At 54.8% G+C, this 13,289-nt stretch carries 10 protein-coding genes; all 10 read left to right on the top strand.

Annotated elements, in window-relative coordinates:
* Positions 1-28 precede the first annotated feature (28 nt).
* The gene (locus JMF85_RS01875; RefSeq protein WP_201317643.1) at positions 29-190 is read left to right on the top strand and encodes a SpoIIE family protein phosphatase; all 162 of its coding nucleotides are present in this window, start codon (positions 29-31) and stop codon (positions 188-190) included.
* A 23-nt stretch (positions 191-213) separates the two neighbouring features.
* On the top strand, positions 214-1,488 hold the full coding sequence (locus JMF85_RS01870) for a phospholipase D-like domain-containing protein (RefSeq protein WP_201317642.1): 1,275 nt from the start codon (positions 214-216) through the stop codon (positions 1,486-1,488).
* Positions 1,451-1,786, top strand: a complete 336-nt coding sequence (locus JMF85_RS01865; RefSeq protein WP_054795727.1) for a phospholipase D-like domain-containing protein — start codon at positions 1,451-1,453, stop codon at positions 1,784-1,786. Before JMF85_RS01870 ends, JMF85_RS01865 begins: the two co-directional genes overlap by 38 nt.
* 220 nt (positions 1,787-2,006) lie before the next feature.
* Entirely contained in the window at positions 2,007-3,815 is a 1,809-nt protein-coding gene (locus JMF85_RS01860) for a sensor histidine kinase (RefSeq protein ID WP_054799106.1), read from the top strand.
* The gene (locus JMF85_RS01855; RefSeq protein WP_201317641.1) at positions 3,808-5,406 is read left to right on the top strand and encodes a response regulator; all 1,599 of its coding nucleotides are present in this window, start codon (positions 3,808-3,810) and stop codon (positions 5,404-5,406) included. The genes JMF85_RS01860 and JMF85_RS01855 overlap by 8 nt, the downstream gene beginning before the upstream one ends.
* Before the next feature lie 114 nt (positions 5,407-5,520).
* Positions 5,521-6,849 carry an ABC transporter substrate-binding protein gene (locus JMF85_RS01850; RefSeq protein ID WP_127606670.1) on the top strand — a complete coding sequence of 443 codons (1,329 nt, stop codon included), beginning with the start codon at positions 5,521-5,523 and terminating at the stop codon, positions 6,847-6,849.
* 163 nt (positions 6,850-7,012) lie between these two features.
* Positions 7,013-7,915: a carbohydrate ABC transporter permease gene (locus JMF85_RS01845; RefSeq protein ID WP_127606672.1), complete on the top strand. Its 903-nt coding sequence runs from the start codon at positions 7,013-7,015 to the stop codon at positions 7,913-7,915.
* A 36-nt stretch (positions 7,916-7,951) separates the two neighbouring features.
* The gene (locus JMF85_RS01840) at positions 7,952-8,794 is read left to right on the top strand and encodes a carbohydrate ABC transporter permease (RefSeq protein ID WP_127606674.1); all 843 of its coding nucleotides are present in this window, start codon (positions 7,952-7,954) and stop codon (positions 8,792-8,794) included.
* Positions 8,795-8,820: 26 nt separating this feature from the next.
* The gene (locus JMF85_RS01835) at positions 8,821-10,161 is read left to right on the top strand and encodes an FAD-dependent oxidoreductase (RefSeq protein ID WP_127606676.1); all 1,341 of its coding nucleotides are present in this window, start codon (positions 8,821-8,823) and stop codon (positions 10,159-10,161) included.
* A gap of 31 nt (positions 10,162-10,192) precedes the next feature.
* On the top strand, positions 10,193-13,162 hold the full coding sequence (gene pgmB, locus JMF85_RS01830) for a beta-phosphoglucomutase (protein WP_201317640.1): 2,970 nt from the start codon (positions 10,193-10,195) through the stop codon (positions 13,160-13,162).
* Positions 13,163-13,289 lie beyond the last annotated feature (127 nt).

The following is a 13,289-nucleotide window of genomic DNA, read 5'->3' as shown; positions in this document are numbered from 1 at the left end:
TAGGCTTATTAACCTATGCCAGCGCCGCATGTATGGATTCGACCGTCTCGAGCATCAGCTGGCCCAGGCCGCTTCGGCCGAACATCTGACTGCCGCCATTGTGGAGGATGTCCGGGGCTTCCGGGAGCAAGCCGCTCTTGATGATGACATGACCTTCCTTGCTGTCAAAATTACGGGGGTGCAGTACTAATCACACGGAGGGGATATGCATATATGGAAGCGGGAGCGAATTATAGAGTCGCCGTTCTGGGAGTTGAAGGGGAAACTACGGCAAGAGTCATGAATGCGCTGCTAGGCTACAGGCTGCTGCCGGATAAAAATATACATGGCAATGGGATTCTTATCCAACATTCGCAGCGGCCGGCCTTACAGATCACGCATCACCAGTATCAGGGGCTGCCTGTAGAAACCTATCCGCCGAAAGGCAGGCGGATGCATCCGAACGATCTGCGGGACTTGCTGCATGAGAAGCTTGGCGCAAAGGGATTGACCATAGGGGATATAACCCTTTCGTATAGCTACGAGGAGATAGGCATCCAGTGGACCCGTGCTTCTTTAGTAAACGGGATTGAATTTGCCTTGATGGGTAACATTAACTTATGGACAACACATAAAGAGGCTCAAATTACATATCCCGATTCAGACGAAGAGGTCGACTTTTACCGTTTGCCGGACCTTACAGGCGCGGACATGGTGCTAATTATTCTAAACATGAGCTGGGGATATTTCCGTTCTACGGACATGTTGACCGACTATATCGAGAAGCTGCAGGCGAAGGGATTCGGTAAAACGAACGGTAATAAACCGATCTATTTCGTCTTAGATACGTACGGCAAGCCCTCTGCGAAGGAAGCGGCGGAGAGACGAAGCATGTATATGCAGGCGATCAAGCCCTTTATCGAGCTCCCGGCCTTCTTCGAGATCAACGCGCATTACGCCTTGCAGGCGAGGCAGTTTATCGAATCGGAAGTGGGCTTAGAGGAACTGCAGCAGGACGAATCGATTCAATTTTTTGATTTGGACGGGACCTTTATTCAAGGATTGAACCTGGAGCCTGTTCATGTCCAGCGTTTACAGCAGGTTAGCGGCATCGCGTTGCTGGAAGAGGCGCTCGCCGATTTGGCAAGCGATCATAAGCCGAAGATTGCCCGCGCCGCCAGCATCACGCGCAAGGCTCCGGCAGAAAGACCGAAGCCTGAGCCGGTAAAAAGGCAGAGGAAAGCGACCCCCGGTCCAAAGCCTGAAGTGGACATGAAAGAAATCGTAGCTGCGCTTAAGAAAGAAGTGATCGCCACCATTAAAGAGGAACGGGCGCTGCCCAAGCAGCGTTCGCTTAAAAATCACGAGATCCGCGAGATCTTCCTTGCTGCCTTGAAGGAGGCGAAGGAAGAAATCAACATCATCAGCCCTTGGATTACCAAAAAAAGTCGTCGACGCCGATTTTATTCGCATGCTGGAAGAAGCCCTGAAGCGGGGAGTTCGCATTAAGATTTTGTACGGAATTAGCGACCCCTCCTCCCGCCAATATGGAAAACCGGACGAAACCGTCCCCTTGGCCGCCAGTTTGGTCAAGAAGTTTAGCAGGTACGGCGATTTATTCAAAATGAAGTACGGCCAGACCCACCAGAAATTGCTCATCTGCGACAATCGGTATTTCGTGGATGGCAGCTTTAACTTCCTCTCCTTTAAAGGCGAGTTTGTGGACGGTACGAGATCGGAAGGCGCTACCTATTCGGAAGATCTTGTTCTTATCCAACATAAGAGAAGCGCGTACTTCGATTTTTAATGAATCGAATGGCAGCCGGCATGTCCCGATGTATGCGTCGGGACTTCTTTGCGTTTCAGAAGGTACATGGGCCGCACGAGCTGCGGTTTATGGTGCGGTTAGCAAGAATTTTCCTCAAAGCGCCAAGATATGTTCATTTTCATCGAATGAAGGATATGCTATATTACAAAGTTGATCCCGTACCACGTTAACGTGAATCGCGGAGAGGAGGATACCCTGCATGCTCCGGTGGATAAAATCGCCGCTATCTTCAATTCGGGGAAAAATCATACTTTCCTTTATCCTGCTCATCTTTATTCCTATCACCATTATCATCTATAACGTATATGTATCCAGCCAGGAGGTCGTGCGCCGCGAAGTGAATCAGAGCCGTCAGGAAGCGGTTCGCCATACGGCAAGCAGCATCGACGGGACGGCTGAGCGGATGCTCAACGCCTCTCATTTGATCGTCAACGATACCGAAGTGGCTGCTTATTTGCAGATGAAAGACCGGCAGGGCTGGATGACCGATTATCCGTCGTTCCAGCGATTTACGTCGGTTCAAAAGAAGCTGATGAATATTCGCGACATTCTGCTCGACAGCAATGCGGTGGTCGCTTTGCTGGACTTTGGCGGACATGTCTTGTCCACAGCGCCCGGTTCCGAGGAGTCGGGGCTGTACGAGCAGCTCCAGAAGGAAGCCTGGGTCCAGGAGACTCTTCGATTAGAAGGCTGGCCCTACTGGCAGCTCGCGTATCAGGGAACGCTCCTTCCTCCGTCGCAGGCTGCGGAAGAGAGCTCGCTGTTCCTGATGTCCCGGCTGATTAAAGACAGCTCGGACGGCAAAGCGGCAGGGCTTTTGTTGATTGGGCTGCCGTCCCCGATGGGGACGGGCATCCTCCCGGGGAATGCCCCGGGGACAGACCAGGCGACGCTGCTGATCAAGAAGGACGGGCAGCTGCTCGACCAGCGGGGGCCTGATCTGCCGCAGGAGGTCGTGAGTCTGGCCCTTCGGGCGGACACGCTTTCCCGCCAAGAGGAATACCGAAGCATTCAAGCCGAAGGACAGCGCTTTGCGTTGAATGAGGCGTTCATGCCGCATCTGGGGTGGACCGCGGTGCAATTGGCCCCCGAAGAGGAGCTGCAATCGCGTCTGGGACAGATCAAAAATCAATCGCTGCTTTGGCTGCTTGTTTGGTTCTTGATTTTCACGTGTGCGTTTGCGCTTGTGATGCTGCAGTTTGCCAAACGGATCGGGCGGCTGCTGCATTCGATGGACCGGGTTGGACAAGGGGACTTCTCCTCCCGGGTTTCCGTTCGCGGGTCGGATGAGGTATCTCAGCTTGGCTTGCGCTTCAATGAGATGGTCGGAAGACTCGACGATCTGATCCTGAGGCTGTCCGAGGAGCAGCGGCGCAAGGAGGAAGCGAGGTTTCAAGCGCTCCAGGCGCAGATCAATCCCCATTTCCTGTTCAATACGCTGAATTCCATCAAGTGGTCAGCGATGCTTTCCGGGGCGCAGCACGTCAGCCAGATGATTACAAAGCTTGGCAAGCTGCTTGAAATCTCGATGAGAGCGGATCGGGAGCGGACGACGCTGCGTGAAGAGCTGAGTCATCTGGAGATGTATATGGATTTGCAAAAGCTGCGCTTTCACGATAATATTCACGTTCACGTCGACGTGCCGGAGCGGCTCATGTCTTGCGGAATTCTTCAATTTACGCTGCAGCCGATTGTGGAGAACAGTATCATTCACGGGAATCGTACCCCGCTGAAGGTTTCCATCACCGCCCATGAGGAAGGGGACAAGCTGGTGCTGTCGATTTCCGATAACGGACAAGGGATGGAGCCTGACCAGCTCGAACGCCTGTTCACGGACGGAGCGCCGTCCCATGCCAAATCGACCGGCATCGGCATCCGGAATGTGCACGAGCGGATCGCGATGCATTTCGGACCCGGACATGGGCTCCACCTAAGTAGTGTACCCGGTGAAGGGACGACCGTGACGGTCACTCTTCCGCTTGCAAAGGAGGCGGCGCAGCATGATTAACGTGTTGATTGCGGACGACGAAATTTTGGTCCGGATCGGATTGAAAACAATCATTCCTTGGGCGGATAACGGGTTTCGACTCGTCGGGGAAGCCTCGGACGGGAATGAGGCTCTGGCGATCATGGAGCGGACCCCTTGCGATATCGTGCTGACGGACATTCGGATGCCCGGTTGTGACGGGCTGCAGCTGATCGAACGCATCAAGGAAAAGTTTCCTGCGGCCAAGTGCCTGATACTTTCCAGCCATAACGATTTTGAATACGTCCAGAAGGCGCTGCGGCTGGGCGCTGTCGATTATATCCTGAAGCTGACCATGGAGCCTGAGGAGCTCTTGGCCAAGCTGGTCCGGCTGAAGGAAGAGATTGAGGCGCAGCGGCTGACCGCCACGGCAGCGACGCGGCTGGAGATGCAGGCACACTTGTACGGCAAGGAAGTGAAAGAGAAACGGATGAGGGATCTGCTGACCAAGCAGTGCACGCCGGGAGAGATCCGGGCCACCTTCGCGGAATTTCACATACCGGCGCTCACCCCCCCCTACCGTATTGTGAACCTCCAGCTGGACGCTTATGAGGAGGTGCTGGAGGAAAATAATTTCAAATCCGAGAAGCTGCTGACTTATACCGTGGCCAACATTCTGACCGAAATACTGCGCAAATACGACGACGGCGAGCTGGTGGAAATCGAGGGCGGCCGGTTTGCGGTCATCACCGATTATATGGAAGCGGACATGCTGCTTGAAATGCAGGAGGCGGTCCGCACGTTCCTGAAGCTTTCCGTGAGTGTGGGTTACTCCGATTCGCTGATGTCGACCGATGAGCTGTACACCGGCTATCTCCAAGCCAAGACAGCGCTGGAGCACCGGTTTTACCGGGGGATGGGCGGTATCATCGCTTTCGATTCGCTGCAATATGCGGGTCCCCTGGAGACACACGTTCCATGGACGCAAGAGCAATGGATCCAGCTGATTGAGAAGCAGGATGAAGCCGCGGTGCTCGCGCTGTTGGACCGGTGGACGGACAGCCTGCGCGAAGGGCCTTTCCGGAGCCCGGATATGCTGCGCGAGGAATGGGTAGAGCTCGTCCACATTTTCGGTCACGGATTGCGCCCGCTGAAAGGCGATTTATACGCCGTGCCTCCGCACCGGAACCGGTATCCGCTGCACGCCGTTCGCCAGATCGAAACGCTGGAGGAGCTTTACGCGTGGTTTTGCGGATGGATAGGCGGATATTTTCAATATTACAAGACGCTGGCTACGCAGCAGTGGAGACCGGAGATTGCAGCGGTCGTACAGCGAATTCGCGAGCATTACGACGAACCGCTGAAAGTATCGGAGCTGGCTAAGGAAATCGGGTTTACGGAGAACTATTTGAGCGTGCTGTTTAAACGGGAAACCGGGGAAACCATCATGGACTTCATAACCCGGATCCGGATGGATAAAGCGAGGGAGCTGCTGAAGGACCAGCACTACAAAGTGTACGAGATTGCGGAGAAGGTCGGGTATACCGATACGAACTATTTCAGCAAGCTATTTAAAAAAGTGGAGGGCATTCATCCGCTGGAATACCGCAAAACGGTGCTGGGCCGTAAATAAGCAGCAACCAAGAATGAGACGGTTTTTAGCAGGAATCACCCCTTCTGCCGCAGGTCCATCTTTGTTAAGCTGAGGTTCGAAAGCTAAAGCATACACCATGGAGGGGTTCAAGCTATGAAAAAATGGGTTATGGGTACGGCTGCCGTTGTCATGTCCGCGTCCTTAATTGTTAGCGGTTGCGGAAGCAATACCGATACGCAAGCGAACAGCGGCGCAAACGGCGAGAAGAAAGCGGTGAAACTGCGCATGTGGGGCGCCGTTCCGGAAGAGAACGGGCCGAAAGCCGTGATTGACAAGTGGAACCAAAGCCATCCGGATATTCAAATGGAATATGTTCGCTACGTCAACGACGATTCAGGCAATACGAAGCTGGATACGGCATTGATGACGCAGTCCGACGCTCCGGATATTTTCGTCAGCTACGGGGAGGCCAACCTGAACCGCCGCCTGAATGCGAGCATGACAGCTCCGCTTGACGAGCTGATCAAGAAAGAAAATTTCAATGTCGAAGAGATCATCGGCATGGAGAACATCCAGAAATTCAAGGATCAAATCCACTATTTGCCGGCGAACAAGATTATCGACATGATCGTCATCAACAAGAAAGCTCTTGATGAAGCCGGTGTCAAGGTGCCTGCCGAGTGGACGTGGGACGAGTATGTAGCGCTGGCTCAAAAGCTGACGAAGGACGGACGGAAGGGCAGCTTCATTACGCCGGGCTCCGACTTGTTTATCAGCAAATTCGCGCTGGCGACCGTACAGCCGAAGGATGCTTTCTATACGGCGGACGGGCTGTCCAACTTCAACCACCCTGCTGTGAAAAAAGGCTTGGAGCTGCAAAAAGCGTTGTATGACCAGGGCTCCATGGTGCCTTGGGCGGAAGGCGTAGCCAACAAGCTGGATCCGGCGAACGAGCTTCTGACGGGCAAAGCCGCGATGGTTTACGGCGGCACGTACATGCTCCGCACGATCAAGGACACGGCCAAATATCCGCGCGACTTCGCGGTAGCTTTCGCTCCTACTCCGCAGTTTGCGAAGGGGACGAACGTCAACAACGGCGGTGTGAACGACTTCATGTCCATTAACAAGAACAGCGCCAACAAGGAAGCGGCGTTCAAGTTCATGGCTTGGTACCTGCAGGAAGGCAACATGGATATGGTTGCCGGCGGACGCATCCCGACGAACAAGAAAGCAGACTTTAACAAAATTACAGAGCTGATCATCGGACAAGATGAGAAGATCATTGATAAAGAATCGTTGACGGCGCTGATCAAGGGCAACCTGACCTTTGCAACGCGGTTCAACTCGGTCGCATTCCCGCAGCTGAACACGATTCTCCGGGAAGAATCCGAGAAGTTCTTCATGAACGTGCAGGACATCGACAAAACGATGGAAGCCTTGAAGTCCCGCGCCGACAAGGCTATTCAATCGGAGAAGAAATAAGGCTGCGCCCATAAGCGTGCCGACGAACGCCCCTATCTTAGGATGGGGGCGTTTTTCTCATGACCCGAACCAAGAATCACCCTTAAAGTGCAAAGCTTTCGCCATTCTGTCCGGGGGCCGGGTCTCTTACAATGAGAGCATCAAGAAAAGAGGGTGACTTCACGTGAAAAGTAGATTTAACCAACAAAACTTCAAGGAGAATCTGGCGGGCTATCTGTTTATCCTGCCTAACTTTCTCGGGGTCTTTTTATTTGTCGTGTTTCCGCTTTTATTCAGTCTGGTCATGGTCTTTATTGACTGGGATTACATGATGGGCTTCTCAGGCATTGAGTGGGTCGGCTTGGCGCACTTCAAAAAGCTGATGACCGACGAGTATTTCCTGCAGTCCCTGAAAAACAATTTCATCTTTACGGCGGTGACGGTGCCCGCGGCGATGGCTATCGGTCTTGTCATTGCGGTCATTCTGAACAAGTTCGTCTATTTGAAAAATTTCCTCCGCGTGTTGTTCTTCCTGCCCTATGTAAGCAGTATCGTAGCGATCTCGATCGTGTGGAGCGTTATGTACAACCCGGCGAACGGACCGATTAACGGAGCGCTTCGTTCGTTAGGCGTCGAGAACTTGCCCGGCTGGCTCGCCAGTCCCGATTGGTCGCTGACAGCGATCATCATCATGGTCGTATGGACGTATACGGGCTATACGATGGTGCTCTACATGGCCGGCCTTCAAGGGGTGCCCAAGGATTTGTACGAAGCGGCTTCGATCGATGGAGCTACAGGCGTGAAAAGCTTCTTCAAAATCACGATTCCGATGTTGAAGCCTACGAGCTTCCTGATCGCCGTGACGCTGATCATCTCGACCTTCCAGGTATTCGCGGCCGTGGCCGTTATGACCAAGGGGGGGCCGCTGAACTCGACGATGGTGCTCGCCTATCACATTTACGTTCAGGCGTTCCAATATTACGAAATGGGCTACGCCGCCGCCATGTCCTGGGTCTTGTTCCTGATTATCTTCGTGATCACCATGCTGCAGTGGCGGGAACAGAAAAAATGGCAAGATCAGTTCTAACAACTTCCGAGTAACCGGTAAAGGAGCGCACATCCCATGAATACGACATTAAAAATGAGAGAGGTCGGCCTGAAGCTGGTCATGACGGTGATCTTCACGGCGTTGGCCGTGGTCATGGTCACGCCCTTCCTGTGGATGATCTCATCTTCCTTCAAGCTGCCAGCTGATATTTTTAAATACCCGATCGATTGGATTCCGGAGCGATTCGTTCTCGACAACTACAAAGAGGTTTGGTTCGGCAAATACCCGTTCCTGCTCTACTATTGGAACTCCGTCAAAATTACCGCGATCACGGTAGGCGGTTGTCTCATTACAAGCGCGCTCGCCGGGTTTGCCTTCGCCAAGCTGAAATTCAAGGGACGTGATTTCTTATTCGTCCTTTACCTGGCCACGATGATTATTCCCGGCCAGATTTTGCTGGTGCCGCGGTTTATCCTGTTCGATAAGCTGGGCATGCTCAATACGCACTTGTCGCTGATCCTGCCGGGCATGTTCACGGTGCTTGGCACGTTCATCATGCGTCAGTTTTTCAGCACGCTGCCGAATGAATTGCTGGAGGCTGCGAAGGTGGACGGCGCCGGCTACTGGCGGATGTTCTGGCAAATTTCGCTGCCGCTGACCAAGCCCGCTCTAGTGACGCTGCTGATCCTTACGTTCACCTGGCACTGGAACGAGTACGAGAATCCGCTTATTTTTCTTAGAGACAACAAACTGTATACGATCCCGCTCGCGCTCACGAACTACGTGGACGAGAACAGTACGAACTATACGTTAATTATGGCCGCTTCCGTTTCCGCGCTGCTGCCGCTGATCGCCATTGTGTCGATATTCCAGAAATGGTTTATCGAAGGGATCGCCAGCTCGGGAATTAAGGGATAAGGCATACGAAAAGGAGCTGCTTCTACATGCAAACTATCGAAACGGATATTGTTGTCGTCGGCGGAGGGCCGGCAGGAATCAACGCGGCCATTGCAGCCGGACGAAGCGGTGCGCGGACGCTGCTCATCGAGAGATACGGATTTTTGGGAGGGATGTCGACGATCGCGCTCGTGTATCCCTGGATGACCTATCATACGATGGACGGGAAACAGGTGATCGCCGGGATCGCCCAAGAAATCATCGACCGCCTGATGGCGCTGAACGCCTCTCCGGGACACGTTCGGGATACTTGCGGGTTCGTCAGCACGATCACGCCGTATGATCCGGAAATTTATAAGGTGCTTGTGCTGGATATGCTTCGCGAGGCCGGCGTGAAGCTGCTGCTGCATAGCTTTGTGGACGACGTGACGGTGAAGGACGAACGGATCGAATCGGTTCGGCTCACCTCGAAATCCGGCAAGATCGACGTGAAAGCGAAGATGTTCATCGACACGAGCGGCGACGCGGATGTCGCTTACCTGGCCGGTGCGCCGATTCTGAAAGGCCGGGATGAGGATCAGCTCACCCAGCCGATGACGATGAAGTTTCGCATGCGCGGCGTCGATCTGGCCCGGGTCAAGCAGTACATGATCGAGCATCCGGAGGAGTTTTACAAGAAAACGCCGATCGATGAGCTGGATCAATTGCCGCTGACGGCGGTTCAAGGCTTCTACAAGCACTGGAAGGAAGCGGCGCTGCCGATCAACCGGGATCAGGTGCTCTTCTTTACCGGTCCGGGCGAAGACGAGGTGCTGGTCAATACGACGCGTGTGCAGGGGCTGGACGGAACCCGCGTGGAGGATTTAACGGAAGCGGAAGAGCTCGGCCGCAAGCAAGTGCTGATGGTCGCCGATTTTATGGTCAAGCATCTCCCGGGGTTTGAGAAAGCATCGATCTCGCAGGTCGGCGCGCAGATCGGGATTCGCGAGACGCGGCGTCTGGACGGCGTGTACAGCCTGCAAATCTCGGATGTGACGGAAGGCCGCCGATTCGAGGACTGCATTGCCCGCAGCGGCTACCCGATCGATATCCACGATCCGAAGAACAAAGGCGTCACCGCGGCCTGGATCGCCGGCGACGGCGCCTATGATATTCCTTACCGCAGCCTGCTGGCCAAAGGGGTTTCGAATTTGCTTGCGGGAGGCCGCTGCATCTCCACTTCGCACGAAGCGCTGGCGACGACGCGTCTTTCCCCAAGCTGCATGGCGACGGGGCAGGCGGCCGGAACCGCAGCCGGTATGGCGGTGAAGCAGGGCGTCAGCCCGCATGAACTGAATGTGAAGGATCTGCAGCAGCAGCTTCGTCAGGACGGCGTCCTGTTAGACTAAAGAAGAACATAGAGGAGACAGCGAGAAACCGATGCGAACAGGTCATATCATCTATCCTTACGAGCCGTGGACGATCACGGAAAGCTCCTTCGATACAGAGACGAATCAACGAGACGAGACGGTGTTTGCCGTCGGCAACGGATACATCGGCATGAGAGGCAACTTCGAGGAGGGCTATGACGGTCCGAAGGGGACCTCGCTTCACGGTACCTACTTGAACGGATTTTATGATTCCTCCCCGATCGCTTACAGCAAGGGGCGTCAATACGGCTTTGCGAAATACCATCAGACCATGCTGAACGTGACGGACGGCAAAATCATCGAGCTTTATGTGGACGGACAAAAATTCAGCCTGTTTACGGGCAAGCATGAGCAGTATGAACGCAGGCTGGATATGCGCAAAGGCACGATGACCCGTACGGTCGTATGGGAGACCGCAACCGGTAAGCGCGTCCGGATTCGGACGGAACGGTTCGCTTCCTTCACGAATAAGCATCTCGCGGTGATCCGCTACGAAGTGACTCCGCTTAATTTTTCCGGGGAGCTTCAGCTCGTTTCGGCGATCAACGGAGAAGTGACGAACCAGATCGCCTCCGGGGATCCGCGTGCCGGCTCGGCCTTCGGCGGACAAGTGCTGCAGACGAAGGAATCGTATGAGAACCATACGTTCGGCGCTCTGCTTCAACAGACGCAGATGACGAAGTTCTCGCTCGTTTGCGGCATGGAGCATCAATTGAGCCATCCGTACCGGTTGGACACCCGGTTGGAAGGGCAGCGGCTGGAGAAGCGGTTCCACGTAATGGCGGAGGCGAACGGGACGGTCGTGCTGGAGAAGTACATCACGTACTATTCCTCCAAGGATTACCCGGAAGCCGAGCTGCTGGAGAAGGCGACCCGGGAGCTGGAGGATGCCAAGAAGGCCAAATTCGACGCTATCGCTAAAGCGCACCGCGAGGTTCTGGACGGATTCTGGCAAACGGCCGATATCCTCGTAGAAGGCGACGAGGCGCTTCAGCAGGCGCTGCGCTTCAACGCTTTCCACTTGCTGCAGTCGGTAGGCCGTGACGGCAGGACGAATATCGGCGCGAAAGGGATCACCGGCGAAGGCTATGACGGCCATTATTTCTGGGATACCGAGACGTATATGCTGCCGTTCTTCCTATACACGAAGCCGGATATCGCCAAGCAGCTGCTGCGCTACCGTCATCATATTTTGCCGAAGGCCAAAGATCGCGCCGCGGAGATGTCCCAGGCCGGAGCGCTTTACGCTTGGCGTACCATCGACGGCGAGGAGACGTCGGCCTACTATGCGGCCAGCACCGCCCAGTATCATATTAATGCGGACATCGCCTATGCGCTCAAGAAGTATGTGGAAGCGACCGGCGATCAAGCCTTTCTATATCAGGAAGGGGCCGAAATGCTGTTCGAAACGTCGCGCTTCTTTGCGGATGCGGGCGATTGGATCGAAGGACGGGGCTTCTGCATCAATGGTGTAACCGGCCCGGATGAATACACGACCGTCATTGACAATAACACGTACACCAATGTGATGGTGAAGGACCAACTGGAATACGCCGTGAAGGTAGCGGCAGAACTGCGTGCGCAGCAGCCGGAGCGCTGGGCCCAGCTTCAGCAGGCGATGGGTCTCACGGAAGAAGAAGTGGAAGGCTGGGCCAAGGCCGCCGAGCATATGTACGTGCACCGGGAGAAGGGGCTGATCGGCCAGGACGACACCTTCCTGACCAAGGCGAAGTGGGATTTTGCAGGCACGCCGAAAGAAAACTATCCGTTAATGCTGCATTATCATGCGCTCGTCATCAACCGGCACCAGGTGCTGAAGCAGGCCGACTTGGTCATGGCCTTGTTCCTGCAGGGAAACCGGTTCACGACTTGGGAGAAGCAGCGGAATTACAAGTACTACGAGCCGTTAACCACGCACGATTCGTCGTTATCCGCGTGCATTCACGGGATTGTAGGAGCCGAGCTCGGGTATGTGGATGAAGCGTACGATTACTTCATGCAGACGGTGCGGGTCGATCTGGACGATTACCACTTGAACGTGAAGGACGGCATTCATACCGCTTCGATGGCCGGAGGCTGGTTAATGATCGTCAACGGTTTTGCCGGCATGAGACAGTACGACGGAGAGCTGTATTTTGAACCCGTCATTCCTGCGAATTGGCCAAGCTACACGTTCCGTATGGTGTACCGCGGAAGCGTGCTGGCCGTTAGCGTCCGGAAAGACCAAACGACCTACGAGCTGGTCGAGGGCATCCCTGTGACGATCCACCACGTGGGGAAAGCGGTGCGTGTCGATCGGAAGGTCAGCTTGCCCAACCGGCAGCTGGAAGCCGTGATCTTCGATCTGGACGGCGTTCTGACCGATACGGCGGAGTTCCACTACCAAGCCTGGAAAGAGCTCGCCGACGAGCTCGGGATTCCGTTCGACCGGGCGTATAACGAGAATCTGAAGGGCGTCGACCGGAGAGCGTCGCTCGAGCTGATCCTGCAGCAAGCGAGCCGTACCTACTCCGAGACGGAGAAGGAACAGTTCATGGCCCGCAAGAACAGCCGGTACCAGGAGCTCATTCGCACGATCCGGCCCGAGCATCTGCTCCCGGGCATCCCCGAGCTGCTTGAGGAATTGAAGAGCAACGGGATCAAGATGGCGGTCGCCTCGGCCAGCCGGAACGCGCAGGCCATCCTGCAAGCTTTGGCGATCACGGATTATTTCGACCACATTGTCGATGCCGGGGCTTTGGAACGGGGCAAGCCTGATCCCGAAGTATTTCTGAAAGCCGCCGAAGCGCTCGGCGTACGGCCGAAGAACTGCATCGGCATTGAGGACGCCTTCTCGGGTCTTGAAGCTGTGAATGCGGCGAATATGGTATCCGTCGGCGTCGGCCATCCGGAGACGCTGGCCATTGCGGATACGGTGGTCGCCTCCACCGGGCAGCTCAGCTGGAGCCGCTTGAAGGAAGTTTACGAAGCACGCGCTTAAGCCGCGCTCCCATAGCAGGGCTTAGGGCATGACCTTACAACTATCTTGAAAGTAACTTATAGCGTAAGTTCAAAAAAGACAACACGAAACTAGGCGCAGCTTAAACGGTTTTTAAAAAAGCTGCGTC

Origin of the sequence: Paenibacillus sp. EPM92 (assembly GCF_016586185.1) — a bacterium.
Lineage (GTDB): Bacteria > Bacillota > Bacilli > Paenibacillales > NBRC-103111 > Paenibacillus_G > Paenibacillus_G validus.
The sequence above is the reverse complement of the archived record's forward strand: the minus strand, read 5'-3'. Positions and strand labels throughout refer to the sequence as shown.